Annotated in this window: 13 protein-coding genes; 7 read left to right on the top strand and 6 right to left on the bottom strand. The window is 74.7% G+C overall.

Annotated elements, in window-relative coordinates; translation table 11 throughout:
- Positions 1 to 86: 86 nt before the first annotated feature.
- Positions 87 to 2,558, bottom strand: a complete 2,472-nt coding sequence (locus ABD350_RS13890; RefSeq protein WP_344348309.1) for an ABC transporter permease — start codon at positions 2,556 to 2,558, stop codon at positions 87 to 89.
- On the bottom strand, positions 2,552 to 3,292 hold the full coding sequence (locus tag ABD350_RS13885; protein ID WP_344348308.1) for an ABC transporter ATP-binding protein: 741 nt from the start codon (positions 3,290 to 3,292) through the stop codon (positions 2,552 to 2,554). The genes ABD350_RS13890 and ABD350_RS13885 overlap by 7 nt, the downstream gene beginning before the upstream one ends.
- Before the next feature lie 182 nt (positions 3,293 to 3,474).
- Here ABD350_RS13885 and ABD350_RS13880 point away from each other — a divergent pair, with 182 nt between their 5' ends.
- The 3 genes from ABD350_RS13880 to ABD350_RS13870 are packed head-to-tail and all read left to right on the top strand — an operon-like array spanning position 3,475 to position 5,914.
- The gene (locus ABD350_RS13880; RefSeq protein ID WP_318201608.1) at positions 3,475 to 3,687 is read left to right on the top strand and encodes an MbtH family protein; all 213 of its coding nucleotides are present in this window, start codon (positions 3,475 to 3,477) and stop codon (positions 3,685 to 3,687) included.
- Positions 3,684 to 4,682 carry an ornithine carbamoyltransferase gene (locus ABD350_RS13875; RefSeq protein ID WP_344348307.1) on the top strand — a complete coding sequence of 333 codons (999 nt, stop codon included), beginning with the start codon at positions 3,684 to 3,686 and terminating at the stop codon, positions 4,680 to 4,682. Before ABD350_RS13880 ends, ABD350_RS13875 begins: the two co-directional genes overlap by 4 nt.
- Positions 4,679 to 5,914, top strand: coding sequence for an MFS transporter (locus ABD350_RS13870; protein WP_344348306.1), 1,236 nt, complete (start codon positions 4,679 to 4,681; stop codon positions 5,912 to 5,914). Before ABD350_RS13875 ends, ABD350_RS13870 begins: the two co-directional genes overlap by 4 nt.
- 344 nt (positions 5,915 to 6,258) lie before the next feature.
- Here the strand turns inward: ABD350_RS13870 and ABD350_RS13865 are convergent, their stop codons facing one another.
- The 4 genes from ABD350_RS13865 to ABD350_RS13850 form a co-directional block, all read right to left on the bottom strand.
- Positions 6,259 to 15,819, bottom strand: coding sequence for a non-ribosomal peptide synthetase (locus ABD350_RS13865; protein WP_344348304.1), 9,561 nt, complete (start codon positions 15,817 to 15,819; stop codon positions 6,259 to 6,261).
- 298 nt (positions 15,820 to 16,117) lie between these two features.
- Positions 16,118 to 17,125: a 2,3-diaminopropionate biosynthesis protein SbnA gene (sbnA, locus tag ABD350_RS13860; protein ID WP_344348303.1), complete on the bottom strand. Its 1,008-nt coding sequence runs from the start codon at positions 17,123 to 17,125 to the stop codon at positions 16,118 to 16,120.
- Between the two features lie 163 nt (positions 17,126 to 17,288).
- The gene (locus tag ABD350_RS13855; RefSeq protein WP_344348302.1) at positions 17,289 to 18,206 is read right to left on the bottom strand and encodes a TauD/TfdA family dioxygenase; all 918 of its coding nucleotides are present in this window, start codon (positions 18,204 to 18,206) and stop codon (positions 17,289 to 17,291) included.
- 113 nt (positions 18,207 to 18,319) lie between these two features.
- A complete protein-coding gene (locus ABD350_RS13850; RefSeq protein ID WP_382466693.1) occupies positions 18,320 to 19,537 on the bottom strand; it encodes a serpin family protein in 1,218 nt (405 codons plus the stop codon).
- A gap of 183 nt (positions 19,538 to 19,720) precedes the next feature.
- Here ABD350_RS13850 and ABD350_RS13845 point away from each other — a divergent pair, with 183 nt between their 5' ends.
- The 4 genes from ABD350_RS13845 to ABD350_RS13830 all read left to right on the top strand — a co-directional run bounded on the left by ABD350_RS13845 (position 19,721) and on the right by ABD350_RS13830 (position 22,993).
- Positions 19,721 to 20,911: a DUF4190 domain-containing protein gene (locus ABD350_RS13845; protein WP_344348301.1), complete on the top strand. Its 1,191-nt coding sequence runs from the start codon at positions 19,721 to 19,723 to the stop codon at positions 20,909 to 20,911.
- A gap of 162 nt (positions 20,912 to 21,073) precedes the next feature.
- The gene (locus ABD350_RS13840; RefSeq protein WP_344348300.1) at positions 21,074 to 21,826 is read left to right on the top strand and encodes a GntR family transcriptional regulator; all 753 of its coding nucleotides are present in this window, start codon (positions 21,074 to 21,076) and stop codon (positions 21,824 to 21,826) included.
- Positions 21,827 to 22,336: 510 nt separating this feature from the next.
- The gene (locus ABD350_RS13835; protein ID WP_344348298.1) at positions 22,337 to 22,528 is read left to right on the top strand and encodes an SPOR domain-containing protein; all 192 of its coding nucleotides are present in this window, start codon (positions 22,337 to 22,339) and stop codon (positions 22,526 to 22,528) included.
- Between the two features lie 30 nt (positions 22,529 to 22,558).
- A complete protein-coding gene (locus ABD350_RS13830; RefSeq protein ID WP_344348297.1) occupies positions 22,559 to 22,993 on the top strand; it encodes a (deoxy)nucleoside triphosphate pyrophosphohydrolase in 435 nt (144 codons plus the stop codon).
- Positions 22,994 to 23,118 lie beyond the last annotated feature (125 nt).

The raw sequence follows: 23,118 nt of genomic DNA, 5'->3' as shown, positions 1-23,118 counted from the left end.
GCCCGCGCCGAAGGACACGCGAAGTCCGGGCCGAGGGCATGCCGAAGGGGCGGGATCCCACAGGATCCCGCCCCTTCGGTGTGGCCCTACTCCCCCTTGCCGGCCAGATCGAGCAGCCGGCCCCGCAGGAAGAAGCGGGTGGCGACGACCGCGACCGTCACCGCCACGACCGCGCAGGCGGCACCCACGGCGACGACGGCCCCCCACGGGACGGAGAACGCGAACCCGCCGGCCAGCTTGGTGAGCGCGGCCCGCTGGCCGACCACCACCAGACCGGCCGCGACCGCGCCGAGGATCCCCCCGGCCACCGCCGCGACCGCGGTCTCCGCGGCGACGTACTTGAGCGTGTCGCCGCGGGTGGCGCCGGTCAGGTTGAGGGCCGCCAGCTCCCGGCGCCGGCCGGGGGCCGCCATCACCAGGGTGTTGGCGATCGCGAGCAGCGCGTAGCCCAGCGCGAGCGCGAACACGATCAGCGTCGCGAGCCGGGCCTGCTCCTGCTGGTCGTCGCGGACCTCGTCCAGGAACGCGGCCATCGGCGCCACCTGGACCGGCTGGTCGCGCGCCGCCTCGCGCAGCGCCGCGGCGACCGCGGCCCGGTCGCCGTCCCGGCCGACCTTGACGTCGATCCGGGTCGGCTCGCCACCGGCCGCGTGCGCGGCCGACACATAACCGGTCTCGCCGAGCACCGAGGGTCCCGTCAGCGCCGCCACCGTCAGGTTCACCGCCGTCCCGTCGGGCAGCCCGGCCTTCACCTCGTCCCCGGCCCCGATGCCGAACTCGGCCGCGGTGTCCTCGTCCAGGACGAGCTGCCCGTCGCCGAACCGGTCCAGCGAACCCTCGGTGATCTTCAGGTTCTGGGTGGCGGCCAGCGCCCCGGGGTCCACCGCCCAGCTGGACAGCGTCCCGATGTAGCGGTCCTTCGCCCCGGACAGGCGCAGTTCACCGGGGGTCAGCGCGGCGGCCCGGACGCCCGGCAGGGCGAGCACCTTCTCCCGGGTGGCGGCGCCGATGGCCGCGCCGTCGTCGGCGACCATGGTGAAGTCGGCCCTCGCCTGGGCCCGCAGCCCCGCGGCCCCGGCGTCACCGGCGGCCACCGGCGCGGTGAGCAGCGCGCCGCCGAGACCGAGCGCCAGCACCACCGGCGCCGCGACCGAGGCGGTGCGACGGCCCGCGAACAGCGCGCCTTCCCGGACGATCATGGCCCCGGCGCCCAGCCTGCCCAGCGGCCAGGACGCGAGGAACAGCACCGGGCGCAGCAGCAGCGGGGTCAGCAGCGCGCAGCCGCCCACGATCAGCACGGGCACCGGGAAGTAGTTCTGCATGCTCATCGCGGTGAGCGGGTTGTCCACCGCCGAGAAGCTCTTCTGCAGGCCGAGGCCCAGCAGGGCGATGCCGAGCACCAGGCGGACGGGGGTCAGCACCCGGCGGCGCCCGGTGGCCTCGCGCAGCGCCTCGGCGGGCTTGACCCGGCCCGCCTTCCAGGACACGGCGGCGGTGCCGAGCATCGCCGACAGCAGGCCGGCCGCGAACGCGATCACCAGGGGCGGCCAGACGACGTCGATCTCGTACCAGGCCGGGGCGATGTCCTTGTCCACCATGAAGTCCCGCAGCAGCGCGGCGAACCGGGCACCGGCCAGACAGCCCAGCGCGGAGGCCGCGGAGGCCAGCAGCAGCGCCTCCAGCAGCACCATCCGCCGCACCTGCCAGGGGGTCGCCCCGATGGTGCGGAACAGGGCGAGTTCGCGGCGGCGCTGGTCGACCACGAACGCGAAGGTGGCGATCACCACGAAGACCGCGACGAAGGCCACGATCATCAGCGAGGTGCCCGCCATGCCCTCGGCGTCCCTCAGCTGGTCCCGGCCGCCCTCCTGGTCGGCCTCGGCGAGCAGCCGGGACTCCCCGGTCAGCACGCTCGCCCGGCCGGCCGCCGAGCGGACCTGGTCGAGCGGGCCGTAGGCCACGACGGCCTGGACGCCGGGCGACAGTCTCCCGGCCTCGGCGTCGGTGAAGAACACGGCGTCCTCGAACCAGACCAGCTCGGTGACGCCGACGACCCGGTAGCCGGTGAAGGCGCCGTCCACGGCGACCTCGACCCGCTTGCCCAGCAGGGCGGGGTCGCCGCCGCCGACCACGATCTCGTCGGCGGCCCGAGGCGCCCGGCCCTCGGCGAGCCGGTACGGGGTGAAGGCGGCCGTCGACCACGGATGGCCGACCTGGTCGCCGGGACCGCCGGGCAGCCGGGCCGGGAACGACCGGTCCTCGATGGTTCTGCCGGTGGCGGCCAGCGCGCTCACGGTCCGCGCGGGCAGGTCGCCCGGGCGCGCGATCGGGAACTCCCGCGGATCGCCGTCGTCGTCGGTCAGTTTGTAGGTGACGGGCTGGGTCACGACGGCGGGGGCCGCGGCGTACCGCTGCGGCCCCGACAGATCGGCGGATCCCACGGCCCACAGGGCGAGTGTCATCATCGCGATGATGCCGACCCCCAGCGCGAGGGCGAGGAACGCGCCCGCGAACGAGACGGCACGGGCTCGCACGGTCGCGAGCGCAAGCCTCACCATGACTGCTCCAGTTTCGTGATCCGCGCCGCGGCCAGCTCGGGGGTGGGGGATTCCAGCAGGCCCGCCGGGCGGCCGTCGGCGAGGAAGACGATCTGGTCGGCGTAGGAGGCGGCGACCGGGTCATGGGTGACCATGATGATGGTCTGCCCGGTGGTGTCGACCAGTTCGCGCAGCAACTGCATCACCTGCCGGGAGGACTTGGAGTCCAGCGCCCCGGTCGGCTCGTCGGCGAACAGCACCTTCGGCCCGGTCAGCAGCGCCCGCGCGAGCGCGACCCGCTGCTGCTGGCCGCCGGACAGTTCGCCGGGCCGGTGCTGCTTGCGCTCGCCCAGCCCCAGCCGGTCCAGCGCCTCGTCCACGGCCTTGCGGGCGGGCTTCTGCCCCGCGAGCATCAGCGGGAGCGCCACGTTCTGCCGCGCGGTCAGCGACGGGATGAGGTTGAACGTCTGGAAGACGAAACCGACATGCTGTCTCCTCAGCCTGGTCAGCGCGGCCTCGCTCAGCCCGCGCAGCCGGGTGCCGGCCAGCGTCACCTCCCCGGAGTCGACCCGGTCGATGCCGGCCGCGCACTGCAACATGGTCGACTTGCCCGAGCCCGAGGGTCCCATCACCGCGGTGAAGACCCCTTCGGGGAAGTCCAGCGTCACGTCGTCGAGGGCGATGACCCTGTTGTCGCGCTTGCCGAATCCTCTGCTCACGGACTCAAGCCGCACCATCGCCGTTCCCGTATCCATATCCGGGACGGTAGGGGCGCGATCTATATCCGTCCCATACGTGCGCCCCGGTCGGCCGGATCCGGCCGCGCGCACCGCTCCTGGCCTCGCTGTATCTGGCGAATATGGCTTGGTTATGGCCGGTTCCCGAAGCTCGGGAGGGTCCGTCTCGGCACGGATCCCCTGTTCACCGGAGGTGGGAAATGCACGCTGAGGAAGCCGACGACCGCCGCTATCTCGTGGTGCTCAACGACGAGGAGCAGTACTCCGTCTGGTGGGCCGACCGGGCCCTGCCGGCCGGCTGGCATCCGGAGGGCACCGAGGGCAGCAAGGACGAATGCCTGGCCCACATCGGCAAGATCTGGACCGACCTGCGGCCGGCGAGCCTGCGCCGCCGGATGGCCGCGGCCCGATGAGCGGCGCCCGCAGGCTGGTGTCGCTGGAGGACCTCGGCGACGGTGACCTGGAGCGGATCGTGCGCCGGGGCGTCTCCCACTCCGCGGGCACCTCCGTCCACCACGAGCCGCTGGCCGGCCAGGTGGTCGGCATCTACTTCGGGATGACCTCGACCAGGACCAGGACCGCGTTCTGGTCCTCGGCGCTCCGGCTCGGCGCCCACGTCATCAACTTCGGGCCGTCGGACCTGCAGACCAACACCGGTGAGGCGTCCTCGGACACCGGGCGGGTGCTGTCGGGGATGCTCGACGTGCTCGTCGCGCGGACCGGCCGGCCCACCGGGGAACTGGCGGAGTGGGCCGGGCAGCACCGGATGCCGGTGGTCAACGCCATGACCGAGGAGGAGCACCCGACCCAGGCGCTCGCCGACCTCACCACCTTGCGGCGCCACTTCGGCTCCCTCGAAGGACTGCGGGTGCTCTACGTCGGCGAGGGCAACAACACCGCCTCGGCGCTGGCGCTGGCCCTGGGCCGCACCCCCGGCGTGGAACTCCAGCTGCGCACCCCGCCCGGCTACGGCCTCGACCCGCGCTTCCTGGAACTGGCCCGCGGCCACGCCCGGCGGTCGGGGGCCCGGATCGAGGAGAGCCACCGGATGGAGCCCGCGCCCCGCGGCTTCGACGTCGTCTACACCACGCGCTGGCAGACCACCGGCACCACCAAGCCCGACCCCGGCTGGCGGCGGACCTTCCAGCCGTTCCAGGTGACCCGGGAACTGTGGCGGGGCAGCCCGGACGCGGTGTTCATGCACGACCTGCCCGCCCACCGGGGCGAGGAGGTCACCGCGGACGTGCTGGACGGCCCGATGAGCATCGCCTTCCAGCAGGCCGAGAACAAGATGCACAGCGCCATGGCGGTCCTGGAGTGGTGCCACGGCGCCCCCATGGAGGACCGCGTGGCGGGCGCGGCCGTCGGGGAGGGCCGTACCGGGAGCGAAAAGGCCTCCCTGTGGTGACCGGGATCAGTCCCAGCGGCGCGTCGGCCAAGGCCGGCGCGCCGCCGCCGTTGCGGCGCAACCGGGACTTCCTGCTGCTGTGGACCGGTGCGGGCGCCACCCAGCTCGGCGCCCGCACCGGCGTGATCGCCTACCCGCTGCTCGTCCTGTGGGGCGACGGCACCGCCGCCGACGCCGGGCTGGTCGCGTTCGCCGGCCTGCTGCCCATGCTGGTGCTCCAGCTGCCCGCCGGGGTGATGGTCGACCGCTGGGACCGGCGCCGCCTGATGCTGGTCTGCAACCTGATCGGTCTGGCGGCGATGGCCAGCGTGGTGGCCGTGGTGCTGGCCGGCCGGGTCTGGCTGCCGCACATCCTCGCGGTCGCCTTCGTGGACGGCGCGGCGACGATCTTCTACCAGCTGGCCGAGCGCACCGCGGTCCGCAACGTGGTGCATCCCGACCGGCTGTCCTTCGCGCTGGCCCAGAACGAGGCGCGGGGACGGGCGGCGGGCCTGCTCGGGCAGCCGGTCGGCGGTGCCGCGTTCTCGGTCGCGGGCTGGCTGCCGTTCGGGGTGGTCGCGGCCGGGCACCTGCTGTCCCTCGTCAACCTCAGCCTGGTCAAGGCGCCCTTCCAGGAGGAACGCGGACCGGGCGGACGGGACTGGAAGGCGGAGGTGCGCCAGGGCCTGTCCTGGCTGTGGGGCCAGCGGTTCCTGCGCGCGGCGATCTGCGTGGTGGCGGTGACCAACCTGCTGTTCCAGATCGTCAACATGGCCCCGCTCGTCGTCATCCGGGAACACGGCGGCTCGGCGGCCCAGGTCGGGCTGATCGGGCTGGTCTCCGGCCTCGGCGGGGTGGCCGGCGCACTGTCGGCGGGCAAGCTGCTGACCGGGATCCGGCTGCCGAACATCCTGCTCGGCACCCTGCTGAGCTGGACGGTCCTGGTCCCCGCGGTGGCCCTGACCACGCAGTACGGGGTCCTGCTGGCGCTGTACGCGGCGATGTCCTTCACGGGGGCGGCGCTCAACGTCGGCGCCGGCGCCTATATGGCGCACCTGGTCCCCGACGAGATCCACGGCAAGGCGATGAGCGCGGTCATGCTGGCCTCCTGGGGCGCCAACTCCCTGGGCGCGCTGGCCGCGGGCTTCCTGCTGTCCGCGTTCGGCACCGGCACCGTCCTGCTCGGCGTCGCCGCGGCCATGCTCGTCTGCACCGTCACGGCCGCCGTCAGCCCGGCGATCCGCCACCCGTGAGCACAGCCGCATCCCCCGACGCCTGAGGCTCCCCACCCGGTCACCGGGCGGGGAGCCTCAAGCCGTCGGCCACCCCCACGAAAACCCCCGCCCACAGCCCCCGGCCCACGAACAGCCTCACCGGCCGGACCCACCCGTACACCAGAAGCCCCGGCCGGCGGGACCCCGCACAGGGGGAGCCCCGCCGACCGGGGCCCGTTTGCGCGCGGCGCCGGTCCGTACGCGAGGTGTCTGTCGCTCGGGCGGGGCAGGGTGTCGGGCCGGTGCCCGTGTACGGCGAAGGCTCTCCGCCCCGAGTGGGGTGGAGAGCCTTCGCCGTGGGAGCCGCGGGGCCCGCGGAGCGGTTACGTGAGGGCGGTGCAGAGCCTCGCCGCCGTGCGGTACTCGAACACCTCGCGGACCGAGACGCGCACGCCCTCGCGGCGCAGGGTCTCGGTCGCCCGGAAGGCCCGGACGGAGTCGCCGCCGAGGTCGAAGAAGTCGTCCTCGACACCGATCTCGTCCACCGGGAGGACCGACCGCCAGACGGCCACGACCCGCTCCTCCAGCGGTGTCCGGGGCGCGACCGGCACAGCCCTCACGTACGCCCCGGGCCCGGGCAGGGGCAGCCCGCGCAGGTCGGTCTTGCCGGTGACCGTGCGGGGAAGGGCGTCCAGCAGCACGTACGCCACGGGGATCATCGGCTCGGGCAGCACCCGGGCCAGCGCCCCGCGCAGCTCGGCCGGACCCGTGCTTTGCCGCCCCACCGCATACGCCACCAGTTCGCCGCCGACCGCGACCACGGCCGCCTCGGTGACCAGACCGGTCGCCAGCAGGGCGGCGCGGACCTCGCCGGGCTCCACCCGGTGCCCGCGGATCTTCAGCTGGTCGTCGAGCCGGCCCAGGAACTCCAGGGAGCCGTCGGCCAGCCGGCGGACCCGGTCGCCGGTGCGGAACCGGCGGGCCCCCGGCCCGCCCGCAGGGTCGGGTACGAACCGCGCGGCCGTGCCCCCGGGGTCGCCGAGGTAGCCGAGGGCCACCCCCGCACCGCCGATGTACAGCTCGCCCGGCACCCCGTCCGGGACCGGGTGCCCCGCCGCGTCCAGCGGCTCGGCGCGCACGCCCGGCAGCGGCCGGCCGATCACGCTCCGGCCGGTACGGGCGAGGTCGTCGGCGGTGATCCGGTGCGCGGTGGCGTAGATGGCGGTCTCCGTCGGGCCGTACATGTTGACGAGGACCGTACGCCCCAGCCGCCCCGCCCACGGGGCCAGCTCCGCGAAGCGCGCCTTCTCCCCGGCGAGCACCACCGCCCGCAGCCCGGGGTCGGCGCCCTGTGCGACCAGCTCCGTCAGCCCCCGGAAGGCCGTCGGCGTCTGGCAGAGCACCGTCACACCGTGCTCGTCGACCAGGTCGAGCAGTTCGCGCGGTGACCGGGCGGTCTCCCGGTCCGGGACGACCAGCGTCCCGCCCGACAGCAGCGCGCCGAAGATCTCGAAGACCGACACGTCGAACGCCGGGGAGTGGGTCAGCGCCCACACCTCGCCCTCGGCCATGCCGATCCGTTCCAGCGCGGCCAGGACGACCGACGCCGCCTGGGTGTGGGTGACCGCGACGCCCCTGGGCCGTCCCGTCGAACCGGAGGTGTGGATCACGTACGCCAGGTCTCCGGCCGGTTCCGGGGCGGCCACGGGACGCCCGCTCGCGGCGGGGGACACGGAGTCGAGTCCGGGCAGGGCGGCGAGCCCCGTCCCGGTCACCGCGATCCGGGCGCCCGCGTCGGCCGCGTACCCGGTGAGCCGGCCGGCCGGCAGGGCCGGGTCGAGCGGCAGGTAGGCGGCGCCCGACTTGAGTACGCCCAGCAGCGCCACGACGAGGTCGGCGGAGCGTTCCACGTGCACGCCGACCCGGTCGCCCGGGCGGACCCCGTGCCCGGCCAGCCGCGCGGCCAGGTCGTCCGCGCGCCGGTCGAGCGCCGCGTACGAGAGGGTGACCGGCCCGGACACCACCGCGGGCCGGTGCGGGATCCGGGCCGCCTGCTGCCGGACCAGTTCGTGCAGCCGGGCCCGGACCGGTGCGGCCGGCTCCGGCACGGCGGCCGGGCCGGGCAGGACCGGGCCGCGGGCATCGCCCTCCGGGTCCCCGGCCATGGCCTCCAGCACGGTGCGCAGCATCCGCCCGACGCGTTCGGCCTCGGACCGGGACACGGCACGCGGGTCGTGGCTCAGCCCCAGCCGGTCCGGCCGGGCGATCACATTGAGCCCGAACTCGGTCCGCAGGCTGCCGCCCCGGCCGGCCGCGACGTCGACCAGCTCGCTGTCCACCTGGTGGAAGTCCACGAAGTTGAAGATGGTGTCGATCAGCCGGCCGGTGCTCCAGCCGCGCTGGAGCGCCGACATCGGGTAGCGGCGGTGCGGCCACAGCCCGACCTCGCGCCGGTACACCGACCGCACCAGCTCCCGCCAGGTCGCCGCCGTCCGGTCCACCGGGAACGGCACCGTGTTCAGGTACATCCCGTGCACCCGGTCGGCGCCGATCCGCTCCGGCCGGGTGTCGCACACCAGCCCCACATGGACGTCCCGCTCGTCGGTGAGCGCCCCCATCACCTTGACGAACGCGGCCAGCAGCACGCTCTTCACCGAGGCCTCGGCGCGCGCGGCGAGGTCCCGCAGCGCGGGCTGGAGATCGGCGAGCCCCACCACCACGTCGGCGGTGTCCGCCGGTTCGGCACCGTCGCCTCCCCAGCTGTCGGGGAAGGCGAAGGGCACCCGGTCCGCCAGGACGCCCTCCCAGTAGGCGCGGTCCTCCGCCGAGGCGAGCGAGGCCAGTTCCTCGGCGACGAAGTCGGCGAACCGGACGGCGGGGGGCCGGTGCGGTTCCGGCTCCAGCCCGTCCCTGAGCCGGCGGTAGCAGGCGACCAGCTCCATCAGCAGCTGGTGGTAGGTCCACCCCTCGGTGATCAGATGCGCCTGGGTGAAGACGACCGTCCAGTGGCCGTCCGGTTCCAGCAGCACGGTCATCCGCATCAGCGGCGCCCGCGCCAGGTCGAACAGGTCACCCTGCCCGGCCATCGCGCGTACGGCCGCCTCCACGCCGGCCGGGGTGCCGTCGCTCAGGTCGCGGACCTCGACCGGGATGTGCGCGCCGTCGTGGACGAGCTGCATCGGCACGGAGTACCCGGACAGGTGCATCGAGGTCCGCAGCATCTCGTGCCGTGCCGTCAGTTCGTCCACCGCCCGGCGGAACGCCTCGGGCACGAACGGCCGCTCGTCCTTGATCCGGAACGAGGTGACGTCGTGATAGCTGTCGCGGCCGTCGCCGGACAGCATCTCCACGGCCATGCCGATCTGGTTCTGCGCCAGCGGATAGGCGTCGGCGAGCCCGTCGGGCAGCAGCGGCCGGTCCTCCTCGGGCACCAGCGCGAACGGTGCCACGACCCGCTGGGCGGCGGCGTCGAGCAGCGGCCGTCGCTCCAGCACCGCGCAGAGCGCGGCGACGGTCCGCAGCTGGAAGATGTCCCGCACGGTCACGTCCAGGCCCTCGGCGCGCAGCACGCCCGCCACGGTGACGGCCCGGATGGAGTCGCCGCCGAGGTCGAAGAAGGCGTTCTCCACCCCCACCCGGTCCACCGGCAGCGCGTCGAGCCAGGCCGCGGCCACCCGCCGCTCCAGGGCGGTGCGGGGGGCCACGTGGGCGGCCCGGGCGAACGCCGCGGCTCCGGGATCGGGCAGCGCCTTGCGGTCCACCTTCCCGTTCGCGGTGAGCGGGACGCGCTCCAGCGCGACGAACGCGGCCGGGATCATGTAGTCGGGCAGGGTGGGGGCCAGCGCGGCCCGGAGCGCGGCGGGGTCGGCCGCCTCGGCCACCACGTACCCCACCGGCTGCCCGCCCCGCACGGCCACGACGGCCTGCCGCACCAGCCCGGTCGCGGTGAGCGCGGCCTCGATCTCGCCCAGCTCCACCCGGTGTCCGCGGATCTTCACCTGGTCGTCCACCCGGCCGAGGTACTCCAGGCTGCCGTCCGCCCGCCAGCGGGCCAGGTCGCCGGTGCGGTAGAGCCGGTCGCCGGGCCGCCCGCCGAACGGGTCGGGGACGAAGCGCTCGGCGGTCAGCGCGGGCCGGCCGCCGTAGCCCCGGGCGACCCCGGCGCCGCCCGCGTACAGTTCGCCCGCGACCCCGGCCGGCAGCAGGCGCAGCTCCTCGTCGAGGACGTACAGCTCGGTGTTGCGGACCACCGTGCCGATGGGCACCCGCTGGGCCGGCGCGGTGTCCGGGGTCAGGATCGCGTGGGTGATGTCGTCGGAGCACTCGGTGGGGCCGTAGGCGTTGACCAGCGGGATGCCGGGGAAGCGCCGGAACCAGCGCGCGCACAGCTCGGGCGGCAGCTCCTCACCGGTGACCACCAGCCAGCGCAGCGTCTCCAGCGAAGGCGCGCCGGTGCCCAGGTCCCACAGGTCGAGGGCGGCCCGCAGCAGGGACGGGACGACCTCCAGCACGGTCACGGACTCGGCGTCCACCAGGCCGAACAGCGCCTTCGGGTCGAGCGCCACCGAGCGGTCGGCCACCCGGGTGCGGCCCCCCGTGACCAGGCCCGCGAGCATCTGCCACACGGAGATGTCGAAGCCCTGGGAGGCGTTCTGCACGATCGTGTCGGCGCCGGTCAGCCCGAGGTCCTCCACCTTGGCCAGCAGGTGGTTGCCCATGCCGCGCCGGTGCACCAGCACCCCCTTGGGCAGGCCGGTGGAACCGGAGGTGTAGATGACGTAGGCCAGGTTCTCCGGGTCCGCCGGACGGTCGGCCGGCGCGCTGTCCGCGTCCGGGCCCGCGAGGCCCGGCGACCGGCCGGTGTCCGGGTTGTCCAGGGTCGGCGACCGGCCGGTGTCCGGGGCGTCCAGGCCCGGTGCGCCGCCCGTGTCCGGGACCGTCACGCCTGACGCCCCGCCCGTTTCCGGAACCGCCAGGCGCGGCACGATGCCGGCGCTCAGGCCGTCCGGGGCGCCGGGGCCGGTCACCAGCCGGCGGGCACCGGCGTCGGCGAGCATGTAGGCGAGGCGGTCCGCGGGCAGCTCCGGGTCGAGCGGCAGATAGGCCGCGCCCGCCCTGAGCACCGCCAGCACCGCGACGACCAGCTCCGCGGAGCGGTCCATGCACAGGCCCACCACGGTGTCCGGGCCGACGCCCTCGGCGGTCAGCCGGCGGGCCAGCCGGCCGGAGCGCTCGTCCAGCTCCCGGTAGGTGAGCGTGCCCGTCGCATCGGTCAGGGCGGGCGCGTCCGGGGTCTCGCGCGCGAACCCGGCGACCCGCCCGGGGACGTCCAGGGTGAGCGGGGTGCGGGCGTTCGCGGTCCACGCGGCGAGCCGCTCGCGCTCGCCCTCGGGCAGCCGGATGGCCCGCGCGTCGCCGTCCGGGCCGGCGGCCATGGACTCCAGCACCGCGCGGAACATCCCGGCGACCCGGTCGGCGTTGCGCTCGTCCACGAAGCGGGGGTCCGCGGTCACCCAGATGTGGCCCGCGCGGGAGGAGACGGTCAGCGGGAACTCGGTCGGGCTGTCGTCGGTCCCGGCCATGTCGATCAGATCGGTGTCGACCTGCCGGAAGTCCTGGTAGTTGAAGTACACGTTGACCAGGCGCTGCCGGCCGGGCACGTCCCGCTGGATCTCCGCGAGCGGGAACCGGCGGTGCGGCCAGAGCTCCACCTCGCGCTCGAAGGTACGGCGGACCAGATCGCGCCAGGTCGCCGCGGTCCGGTCGGCGGGGAACGGCAGCGTGTTGAGGTACATGCCGTAGACCCGGTCGGCGCCGGCCGTCTCCGGCCGGGCGTCGCAGATCAGCCCGGTGTGGAACGCCGCCTCGTCGGTGAGCTGGCTCATCACCTTGGTGTAGGCGGCGACCATCACGCTCTTCAGCGAGGCGTCGGCCGCCGAGGCGAGCGCGCGCAGCCCGTCCTCCAGGTGGGACCAGGGCGTACGGCGGACCAGGTACCGGGAGCCGGTGGGCAGCGACGGGTCGCCCCAGCCCGCGGGCACCCGCATCGGCGCGTAGCCGCTGGTGATCCCCTTCCAGTAGGCGCGGTCCTCCGCCGAGTCCACGGAGGCCAGTTCGGCCGCGACGAAGTCGGCGAACCGGACGGCCGGCCGCTCGAACGGCTCGGGTTCGAGGCCGTCCCGGAGCCGGTCGTACAGCCCGAGCAGCTCCATGATCAGGGTGTGGTGGCCCCAGCCCTCCAGGATCGGGTGGCATTCGGTGACCGACAGCCAGTAGCCGCCGTCGTCGGTCACATGGCAGAAGACCCGCATCAGGGTGGGCGTACCCAGGTCGAACAGGTCCGCGCGGTCCCGGGCCGCGTAGTCGGCGAGGACCCGCTGGACCTCCTCGTCCGGGAGCGGGCCCAGCACCTCCACGCCGACCGGCATCACCGCCTCGGCGTGCACGACCTGCGTCGGCACCGTGTAGCCGGACAGGTGCAGCGAGGTGCGCAGGATCTCGTGCCGGGCCACCGCGATCCGGGCCGCCTCCCGCCAGGCCGCGAGCGAGAACGGCTTCGGGTCCTTGATCCGGAACGAGGTGACGTTGTGATAGCTGTTCTGCTCGTCGGCGAGCATCTCGACGAGCATGCCGATCTGGTTCTGCGACAGCGGATACGCGTCGACGGCATCCTCGGGCAGCCGGGCCCGGTCCTCCTCGCCGATCAGCGTGAACGGGGCGACACCCCGGTCCTGCCCGGCCAGCGCCGGGCGGGCGGCCACCAGGTCGCACAGCGCGGCGACGGTGTGGTGGGCGAACACGTCCCGGACCGACACGTCCAGACCCGCCTCCCGCAACGCGCCGACCAGCGCGACCGCCCGGATGGAGTCGCCGCCGAGGTCGAAGAAGCTGTCGTGGACGCCGACCGCGCCGCCCGGCAGGACGTGCGCCCAGACCGCGGCGACCCGTTCCTCCAGCGGGGTGCGCGGGGCCGTCCCGGCCGCGTCCCGCGCCGGACCCGGGGCGGGCAGGGCCGCCACGTCCAGCTTGCCGACCGGGGTGAGCGGGATCCGCTCCAGCGCCGTGAACGTGCCGGGGATCATGTGCTCGGGCAGGCTCAGCGCCAGCCGCTCGCGCAGCGCGCCCGGGTCCGGGGCGTCCCCCTCGGGCACGTAGTACGCGGCGAGCCTGCCGTCCACGGCGAGCACCCGCGCCTCGGTGACGGACGGATGCCCGGCCAGCGCGGCCTCCACCTCGGCCGGTTCCACCCGGTACCCGCGGATCTTCAGCTGGCGGTCGGCGCGGCCGGCGAACTCGACGGTGCCGTCCGCGAGGACCCGGCCGAGGTCGCCGGTGCGGTACAGGCGGGAGCCGGGCTCGCCGTAGGGGTCGGGCAGGAACGTGTCGGCGGTCGCCGCCGGCCGTCCCGCGTAGCCCCGGGCCACCCCGGCGCCGCCGACGCAGACCTCGCCGGTGACCCCGGGCGGGACGGGGGAGAGGGTCTCGTCGAGCACGTACATGGTGGTGCCGGGGATGGGCAGCCCGATCGGGACGACCTCGCGCTGGGCGCCGGCCACCGTGTGCGTCGAGTTGCCGACGGTGATCTCGGTGGGGCCGTACTCGTTGACCAGGCGGCCCGCGCCCAGCAGGGTGTCCCAGCGTTCCGCGGTCGGGCCGAGCAGGGCGTCCCCGCCGGTGACGACGGTATGGGCGAGCCCGTCGATGTCGGCGTCGGCGAGCTGGTGGCCCAGCAGTTCCAGGTGGCCGGGGGTGAGCTTGACGAACGCGTACGGCGCGTCCCGGGTCAGCAGGGCACCCAGGTCGGCGAGGTCGAGGTCCTGCGGGAGCATGTGCACCGGCAGCCCGGCGAGCAGCGGGCCGAACAGCACCGGGACGACGACGTCGGAGGCGACCGTGGAGAACAGCGGGGCGCCGGTCGCCCGGGTGCCGCCGATGTACTCGGCCAGCACCCAGTCGAGGTGCACGGCCAGCGACCCGTGCGAGATCTGCACGCCCTTGGGGCGGCCGGTGGAGCCCGAGGTGTGGATGATGTACGCCAGCGCGTCGGGGCCGGGCAGCACGCGGGGGCCGGGGGCGTCTTGGGGATCGGCCTCGTCCACCACGACGATCTCGCCGGGGAAGACCTCGGCGAGCCGGCCGGCCCGGGCCCGGTCGGTGACGGCGACCCAGGCGCCCGCGTCGGCGAGCAGCGCGGCCCAGCGCTCCGGGGGGAACTCCGGGTCCAGCGGGATGTAGCCGCCGCCCGCGCGCCAGGTGCCGAGGAGGGCGGCGAGCAGGTCGGGGCCGCGGTCGAGCAGCACGCCGACGACCGCCTCCGCGGCCACACCGCGCCGGGCCAGGCGGCCGGCGAGGATTCCGGCGCGGTCGTCCAGGGCCCGGAAGGACACGGTGCCGCCGGCGCCGGTGACGGCGGGGGCGTCCGGGGTGGCCGCGACCCGCTCGGTGAACCGTTCCGGCACGGAGCGGTAGGGGGCGGCGGGCGCGCCCCGGCCCGCGGCCAGGAACCGGTCCCGTTCGGCGTCGTCCAGGATCTCCACGGCGGACAGCGGACGTCCGGGGGCGGCGGTGAGTTCGTCCAGCAGCCGGACGAGGTGGCGGCCCATCCGGGCGACGGTGTCGTGGTCGAACAGGTCGGTGGCGTAGATCAGCCGGCCGGTGAAACCGTCCGCGCGGGAGTCGCGCACCTGTAGTTCGAGGTCGCAGCGGGCCACACCGCCGTCGGCGAGGAAGGGTTCGGCCGTGACGCCGGGCAGCCCGAACCGGGCGCCACCGCCCTCGTGCAGGGTGAACACCGCCTGGTAGAGCGGGGTGCGGGAGAGGTCCCGCTCGGGCTCGACCTCGGCGACGACCTTGGCGAAGGGAACGGCCTGGTGGTCGTACGCGTCCAGGCTGGTGCGCTTCACCCGGTCGACCAGGGCGGCGAAGGAGTCGTCGGCGGCCCACCGCGTCTTCAGCACCAGGGTGTTGACGCCGTAGCCGAGCATGCCCTGCAACTCGGGCCGGGTGCGCCCGGAGACGACGGTGCCGACCGCCACGTCCCGGCGGCCGGTGTAGCGGCCGAGCAGCACCTGATAGGCGGCGAGCAGCACCGTGAACACCGTGGTGCCCCGCTCGTCGGCGACCGATCCGACCCGCTCGGCCAGGCCCTCGGGGAAGTCCAGGCCGACCTCGGCCCCTTCGTGGCCGCGCACCGCCGGACGCGGCCGGTCGAAGGGCAGCTCCAGCGGTTCCACGCCGGTCAGCTGGGACTTCCAGTAGGCGAGCTGCCCGGCGAACCGGTCACCGGAGGCCTGCCCGCGCTGCCAGGCGGCGAAGTCGGCGTACTGCAGCGCGGGTGCGGGCAGCGGCAGCTTTCGGCCCTCGGCTCCGGCCGCGTAGGCGGCCGCCAGCTCGGCGACCAGGATGCCGGTCGACCAGGCGTCGCAGGCTATGTGGTGGGAGACCAGCAGCAGCACGTGGTCGTCGTCCGTGAGCCGGATCAGCAGGGCCCGCGTCGGCCAGTCGCGCGCCAGGTCGAAGGCGCGCGCGCACGCGTCCTCCACCGTCTCGCGGGCGTGTGCCTCGTCGCCCGCCTCGGCGACGGCGAGCGTGCCCGGCCGGGCCGGGTCGACGACCTGCTCGGGCTCGGCGCCGGTCAGCACGTGCCGGGTGCGCAGGATCTCGTGCCGCTCGACCATCGCGTCCCAGGCCCGGCCGAGCGCGCCCGCGTCGAGCGGTCCGCGCAGCCGGAACGAGACCGGGACCAGGTACTCGGTGCTGCCCGGGTCGAGCCGGCTGAGGAACCACATCTGTTCCTGGCCGAACGACAGCGGCAGCGCGCCCGAGCGATCGGCCGGCTCGATGACCGCTCGCGCGCGCCGCCCCCCTCCGGCCAGCCGCTGCCGCAGCAGCTCGGCGCGCACCTCGTCGGCGGGCTGCGCCATCACGGATTCTCTCGGGGTCATCTCGGCCTCTTCCAGTCATGGATGACTATCAGCCTTCCGATGCTGGCGACGGCCGCCATACCCGCTCCATATTCGGGATTCGGGCAACGGCACATCCGGCCCCGTGGCGGCGGCACCGGCGCGGGGCCGGCGCGGTGTCGGTGAAGGCGTGACAGATCCCGGTTGCGAAGTCGGGTGGAGGCGGCGGGCCGCGCGGACCACCGGCCGGCCGGAAGGCCGGCGCCGGTGGGGCCGGGCGGCGGGCCGCCGGGGGAACGGCGGGCCGCCGGGCTGCCGGATCCGCGCGCCCGGCGGCCGCTCAGGAGGAGGGGACGGGGAGTTCCGGCTTCCACAGCTGCGAGACCTCGCCGAACCGCTCGCTCACCCAGAGGTCGTCGTAGATGGTGTCGAGATAGCGGTCGCCCCGGTCGGGGAAGACCAGCACACAGGTGGCGCCGTCCGGGATCTCGTCGCGGATCTGCTGGAGCGCCGCGACCACCGCCCCGGACGAGCCGCCGGCCAGCACCGCCTCGCTGCCGACCAGCCGCCGGCAGCCCACCACACAGTCCAGGTCGGTCACGTGCACCACCCGGTCGGCGGCCGAGGCATCGAACAGGGCCGGCCGGACCGACGCGCCGTGCCCGGGGATGAGGCGCCGTACCCGGCCCCCGTCGCCGAAGAGCACGCTGCCGACGGCGTCGACCGCGACCATGGTCGTCCCCAGGCCGTGGGCCCGGGCGTACCGGGCGCAGCCCTGGAGGGTTCCGGTGGTGCTGGTGGCGCAGAACAGGTAGTCGACTCGGCCGTCCAGGGCGTGCGCGATCTCCCCCATCGTGTGTTCGTGCGCGGCGGGGTTGAGCGGGTTGGCGTACTGGTTGGGCCAGAAGGCGTGGGGGATGGCCGCCACCAGCCGGCGGACCCGCTCCAGCCGGCGCTCCAGGAACTCGCCGGTGCGCGGGTCCGGTTCGGTCACCTCGTCGATCTCGGCGCCGTAGGCCCGCAGGATCGCCAGGTTCTGCCGCGACGTCTTCGCGTCCACGACGCAGATGAACCGGATTCCGTGGTAGCGGCACAACTGGGCGATTCCCACGGCGAGATTGCCCGAACTGGATTCGACCACCACCGAACGGGCCGGGTCGATTTCCCCGCTGCGGATCCGGTCGAGGACCATGCTCACCGCGGTCCGGTCTTTTATGCTGCCCCCCGGATTGAAACCTTCGATCTTGGCGAATACCCTTCCGCCGAATCCGGGCAGAAGCCGGTGCAGCTCCACCAAGGGCGTGCCCCCGACTGTTCCGAGGATGCTGCCCGCAGCCGTTCCGTCCATAGCCACTCCTCCTCGAAGTACCTCCCGCAACCGTTGGCCCAGGCGCTATAAGAGCCCTATACAAAGGCTGATACGGCCGAAGTGCGGAAATGCGCTCCAAGCGCACACGGAAAGCCCGGCTCCCTGATCGCGGAGGCGGGCTTTCCGTGTGCGGTCCGGGATTTCAGCCGGACATCGCCACCAGGACGCGGCGCGGCCCCGTATAGGGCCTGCGCCCGTGTGCCACCAGTACGTTGTCGACGACCAGGAGGTCCCCCACCCGCCAGTCGACGTCCACCGCGGCGGCCAGGCCCCGGTCGCGGATCTCCAGGACGTACGCCGGGTCGATCGGCGAACCGTCCGCGAAGGTGACGTGCTGCGGCAGGTCCTCCTCCGGCATGATCCGGGCCAGCGCGGCGGCGGTCTCGTCGCCGAGCGCCGCGTGATGCCACTGGTCGGCCTGGTTGAACCAGACCTCCGTGCCGGTGACCGGATGGGTGACGGTCGCCGGGCGGACCTGCGTGATCCGCAGCCCGCCGTCCCGCTTCCACTCCCAGGCCGTGCCGGGCATCCCCGCCAGATACCGTTCCACCTCGGCCCGGTCGGCGGCCTCGAACGTCTCCTGCCAGCTCTTGCCGAAGCCGTGGCCGTCATGGAGGTTCTGCGTGTAGCGCACACCCCCGGCGAAGGCGGCGCGCAGCCCGGGCGGGAGCGCGGCCAGCCAGGCGGCGCCGGACACGACCGGGGTGGCACCGCCCGAACCCGGCGCGGTCTCGCAGTAGAAGGCCAGCCGGGCCGGCCAGCGCGCCGAGTACGACAACTCGTTGTGCATCGAGATCGTGTGCTCGGCGGGGTACTCCGTGGACGTGTACACGCGGTCGCCCACATGGCTGCGGGGCGAATTGCCGTGCACGTACGCGAGCCGGTCGCGCAGGACGCGGTCCAGTACGCCGTCCAGCGCGGAAGGCGTGATCCCGAAACCGCGGAACACCACGGCACCGGCGCTCGGCAGCAACTCGTCAAGGCGCCCGGCCAGCAGGCCGGGCAGCGGGCCGTCCGCCGGAGTGATCTCCGCGGGGGCCCAGGTGATGGTCTCCGTCATGACCACGAGCGTCCCGCCGGGAGCTATACCGGCCCGATATCACCAACCGGCCGCCACCGGACCACCACCGGCCGGTGTCCGGGGCCCGGTGGACGGCCGGCCCCCGGCGGCACTCAGAGGGCCGCCGGAACGCCCGGCTCCAGGGCCGTGGCCGGGTACGGCGCCGGGTCCGTGACCCAGCCCGCGGCCAGCACCAGACGGGAGTCGCGGTCGGCGGCGAGGAAGCCGAAGGGGCGGTCGAAGGCGACCCGCACGACCGTGGTCTCGTAGCGGTACTCCGGCAGTCCGCCCGGCGTCATCGGCACCGCCGTCACCGCCGCCGCCCGGAAGCCCAGCGCGCCGAACTGGGCCACCGCCGACTGCCGGGCCTCGCCGACGGCCAGCGGACGGTCGCTCACCCCCGGGAAGTGCCCGGCCCGGCGGTCCATCGCCGTGGTCAGCCCGAACAGGCCGGACAGGGCGAGCAGATCGTGGTCGGCCCGGACCTCGTACGCCACCGTCCGCACGTCCAGCGTCCTCGGCTCCGGTGTGACGGCCGGCTGCTGCTCCACATGCAGGCCGGGGCCGACATGCCCGTGCGGCAGGGCACCGCCCCCGGTCAGCGGCAGACCGCGCTCCACGATGCCCACCCCGGCCGCCAGCACCTGGCCCGGCGCCATCCGCTCCTCGCCCAGCACGAGATGGACGTCGACGCCGTTGTCCCCGGGGACCGTCAGCGCGGTGACGAAACCGTCCGGGGTGCCCGTCACCCCCACCCGGTCCGGCCGCACACTGCGCCGGTACAGCCCGCGCAGGGTCCGGTCCCGCCAGGGCCCGGCATCCGGCAGCAACGGCAGCTCGGTGAAGGGCTGGCGCCAGCGGGTCCGCAGCGCCAGCGCACTGGCCAGCACCATCAGGCTGTCGCGGGTCAGCGTCACCGGCATCCGCTCGACCAGCCCGCCGGTCCGCTCGGCCGCCCACGCGTCCAGCCGCTCCTGCGCGGTGACCAGGTCGTCCCCGAAGCGGCCGTGGGCGCCGGCGGGCAGCCCGGCCCGCCACTCCTCGGCGAGGACCAGCGAGTGGTGCGTCCACAGGCCGAGCGCCGCGTCCAGACCGGGCACCGACGCGAGCCCCGCCAGCAACTCCCGGGCGGCCCCGGCCGCCTGACCGGCCGGCACCCCCAGGGCACCGGACAGCTCCGCGCGCGCCGGGCCGGCCGCGCCGTCGGCCAGGAAGGCCAGCAGGGGCCACGCGCCCGGCGCCGAGAACACCGTCCCCCCGGTCAGGGCCTGCGCCCAGCGGGCCGTCAGCCCGTTGACCCGCCGGACCGTCTCCTCGGCCACCCCGCTCACTCGCGCCCCTCCCGGCCCGTCCCGCTCATCGCCTGCCCGCCCCCGCTCGTCCCGTGCCCGTCCGGGGCCGTGTTCCGCCCCCGCCCGGGCCCCGCTTACCATGCGGCCAGTCGTACGTCAGTCCAGCCGCCGGCCGGCCGCCGGTCCTGTGCTGCCGCCGCCCGACCCAGGAGCACGGTACCGGTGTCCATACCCCCGCCTTCCGGCCCCCACCAGCCAGAAGGATCCGCCCCGCCGCCCCAGGGGCCGTACGGCCCGCCACCGTACCCCCGGCCCCCGCACGCCTCTCCCGGACCGCCGGCGTATCAGCCGTGGACGCAGGGCTACCGCCCCCACGCCGTCCCGGCGCCGGTCAACGGCCTCGCCATCGCCTCCCTGGTGCTCGGGGCGCTGTGCTTCCTGCCCGGCGTCGGGCTGGTGCTCGGGCTGGCCGGGCTGCGGCAGATCCGCCGGCGCGGCGAGCGCGGCACCGGACTGGCCGTGGGCGGCGCGGTGCTGTCCGGGGTGGGACTGCTGCTGTGGGCGCTGCTGTTCGCCACGGGCGGTGCCTCTGCCCTGTGGCACGGAATCAAAGAGGGCGCACGCGACGGCGCCACCGCCTCGCTGACGGAGGGTCAGTGCTTCAACGCGCCGGGCGGTGCGCTGTCCGGTGTGACGTACGACGTGGACACGGTGCCGTGCACCGGCGCGCACGACGGCGAGGCCTTCGCGGTCTTCCGGCTGCCGGGCGGCGGCCCCTACCCGGGGGACGACGCCGTCACCGAGAGCGCCGACCAGCGCTGCCAGGCGCTGCGGGACGGTTACGCGATGGACGGCTGGGCCGTGCCGGGGTACGTCGACGTGTACTTCCTGACGCCGACCGAGGAGAGCTGGGACGCCGGGGACCGCGAGGTCACCTGCGTGTTCGGGCACACCGACGAGGGCGGCGACCTCACCGGGACGCTGCGCAACGACGAGACCGACCTGGACGCCGACCAGGTCGCCTATCTGAAGGCCGCCCACGTGCTCAACGCGGCGCTGGAGACCGCCCCCGACGAGGAGTACGCGGAGGACGACCTGCCGGGCCACCGGGCGTGGGCGGGCCGGGTGTCGGCCGCGCTCGGCGAGCAGGCCCGGATGCTGCGCGCGCACTCCTGGCCGGCCGACGCCGCCGGGCCGGTCACCGCGCTCACCGCCGACCTCGACAAGGCGCGCGCGGAGTGGGCCGAGGCGGCCGCGGCCGGGGACGCGGACACCTTCACCACGCACTACGACAACGGCCTGGACCTGATCGATCCGGTCCGCGCGGTGTTCGTCCGGTCGGTCCTCGGGCTGGCCACGACCCCGCCCACGGCAGCGGACGACGCGGGAAGAGGCAGCGGCATGCAGGTGTGAGCCGGTGCGGACCGAGGGCACCTATACGAGAGGAAAAGTGCCTGCGTAAAGGCCTACCCGCCACCAAGTCATCACATCGAGTGATTCTCTGGCCTCTGCTTGCACCGCTCAACCCACGGTTGCCAGGCTGTTGCTGTCTGTACAACCTGAGGGGAGTGGCCAGTGGCTTTCGGTGAGCAGCCGGCGTATCTGCGCGTCGCGGGGGATCTCCGCAAGAAGATCGTCGACGGCTTGCTGCCGCCCCACACCCGGTTGCCCTCGCAGGCCCGCATCCGCGAGGAGTACGGCGTCTCGGACACGGTCGCGCTGGAGGCCCGCAAGGTGCTGATGGCCGAGGGGCTGGTCGAGGGCCGCTCCGGTTCGGGCACCTATGTGCGCGAGCGGCCCGTGCCCCGGCGGGTGGCCCGCTCCGGATACCGCCCGGCCGGCGGCGCCACCCCCTTCCGGCAGGAGCAGGCCGACACCTCGGTGCGCGGCACCTGGGAGTCCAGCAGCGAGCAGGCCGAGGCCGGCGTGGCCGTCGCCGAACGGCTCGCGATCCAGGCCGGGGACCGGGTGATGCGCACCCGGTACGTCTTCCGGGAGGCCGGCGAGCCGATGATGCTCTCCACCTCCTGGGAACCCCTCGCGGTCACCGGCCGCACGCCCGTGATGCTGCCCGAGGAGGGCCCGCTCGGGGGGATGGGCGTGGTCGAGCGGATGCGGGCCATCGACGTCATCGTGGACAACGTCACCGAGGAGGTCGGCGCCCGCCCCGGCCTCGCCGAGGAACTGCACCTGCTCGGCGGGGTCCCCGGCCATGTGGTGCTGGTCGTCCAGCGCACCTACTTCGCCTCCGGCCGCCCGGTCGAGACCGCCGACGTGGTCATCCCGGCCGACCGCTACCGAGTCGCCTACCACCTGCCCGTGAAGTGACCCCACCCGCCCGGACGGTGCCCGACGCCTGCCACCGGCCCTGCCTGTCGATGGCCCCGGCCCCGCCCGTCGCGTTCCCTCGGTCCCACCCCGTTGGATGGTCCCGGCCCCGCCCGGCGGATGACCCCGGTCACCCCGGTCGGCGGCCGCGGCGGGCGGAATCGTGTCATCCGCTCGGAGTGAGCTAGCGCACACCACCGTGCGCCGCCGGGCCGGCCGGTGGTGTCCGCAGGGCGCCGCCGTTCTCTCCCGGCGCCCCGGGGATCCGGCCGTCGTCCCAGGTGGGCCCCCGGTCGGCCCGGCGGGGCCGTGAGCCGGGGCGGTGGTATCCCCGGCGGCGCGTTCGGTGGTGTGCGCCCCCGGCGTTCTGGCTGGTTGCGTACCTCTTTGTGAAAAGCCGTATGCGCAGCGTGAAGGTAGGGCGTACGCTCGGGCATATGCGGAGTGCGGTTTCCTCGTCCGCGGAAGGCGGGTGGGACGGTGCGGGAAGGGGCACGGGCGGTGGGGGCGATGAGTGAGGGCACGGTCTCCCTGCCCTGGATCGTGATACGGCAGGACGACAACGGCAATCGCTACCGCGTCGGCCGGTACGCGACCCGCGCGGAGGCGCAGAAGACCGCCGACAGCCTCGGCGGCCAGGGGCGCGAACAGCTCTACTGGGTCGAGCGCATCGGCCAGAACGGGGACGGCGCGCAGAACTGACCGGGCGCGCGCTCCCGTAGGCTCCCCTCCATGACGCGCACGACTGCCCGGGTGGAACCGATCGTGGTGGTGGGAGCCGCCCTGTTCGACGACGGCCGGCTGCTCGCCGCGCGCCGCAGCGCGCCCGCCGACCTGGCCGGGCGCTGGGAACTGCCCGGCGGCAAGGTCGAGCCCGGCGAACGGCCCGAGGACGCCCTGGCGCGTGAACTGCGCGAGGAGCTGGGCGTCGACGCCGAACCGGTCGAACGTGTGCCGGGACAGTGGCCGCTGCGCGCGCCGTACGTCCTGCGGGTGTGGACCGTCCGCCTGCGCCCCGGCTCGCCCGCCCCCCGGCCCCTCCAGGACCACGACGAGCTGCGCTGGCTCACCCCGGACCGCGTCTGGGACGTCGACTGGCTGGGCCAGGACGTCCCGGCGGTGCGCGAGGTCGTCGCCCGCTGGAGCGCGGGAGACGGCCGGCCCTGACGAAACCCGGGGACACGCGCCGACCCGGGACGCCGGGGGCCGGCGACCCCCGCGGAGCACCCCGTACGCCGTTCGTGCCACAGTGCGCCGTCCCGCGCGGTACTGCCCACCGCATATCGGGTATG

The organism is Streptomyces nogalater, from assembly GCF_039532885.1.
Lineage (GTDB): Bacteria > Actinomycetota > Actinomycetes > Streptomycetales > Streptomycetaceae > Streptomyces > Streptomyces nogalater.
Note: the sequence above shows the minus strand (reverse complement) of the source record. Positions and strands in the feature narration are given on the sequence as shown.

Excerpts from the sequence above, each read along its gene's own strand:
- ABD350_RS13890 (WP_344348309.1), bottom strand. The coding sequence starts at position 2,558 with ATGGTGAGGCTTGCGCTCGCGACCGTGCGAGCCCGTGCCGTCTCGTTC.
- ABD350_RS13885 (WP_344348308.1), bottom strand. The coding sequence starts at position 3,292 with ATGGATACGGGAACGGCGATGGTGCGGCTTGAGTCCGTGAGCAGAGGA.
- ABD350_RS13880 (WP_318201608.1), top strand. The coding sequence starts at position 3,475 with ATGCACGCTGAGGAAGCCGACGACCGCCGCTATCTCGTGGTGCTCAAC.
- ABD350_RS13875 (WP_344348307.1), top strand. The coding sequence starts at position 3,684 with ATGAGCGGCGCCCGCAGGCTGGTGTCGCTGGAGGACCTCGGCGACGGT.
- ABD350_RS13865 (WP_344348304.1), bottom strand. The coding sequence starts at position 15,819 with ATGACCCCGAGAGAATCCGTGATGGCGCAGCCCGCCGACGAGGTGCGC.
- sbnA (WP_344348303.1), bottom strand. The coding sequence starts at position 17,125 with ATGGACGGAACGGCTGCGGGCAGCATCCTCGGAACAGTCGGGGGCACG.
- ABD350_RS13855 (WP_344348302.1), bottom strand. The coding sequence starts at position 18,206 with ATGACGGAGACCATCACCTGGGCCCCCGCGGAGATCACTCCGGCGGAC.
- ABD350_RS13835 (WP_344348298.1), top strand. The coding sequence starts at position 22,337 with ATGAGTGAGGGCACGGTCTCCCTGCCCTGGATCGTGATACGGCAGGAC.
- ABD350_RS13830 (WP_344348297.1), top strand. The coding sequence starts at position 22,559 with ATGACGCGCACGACTGCCCGGGTGGAACCGATCGTGGTGGTGGGAGCC.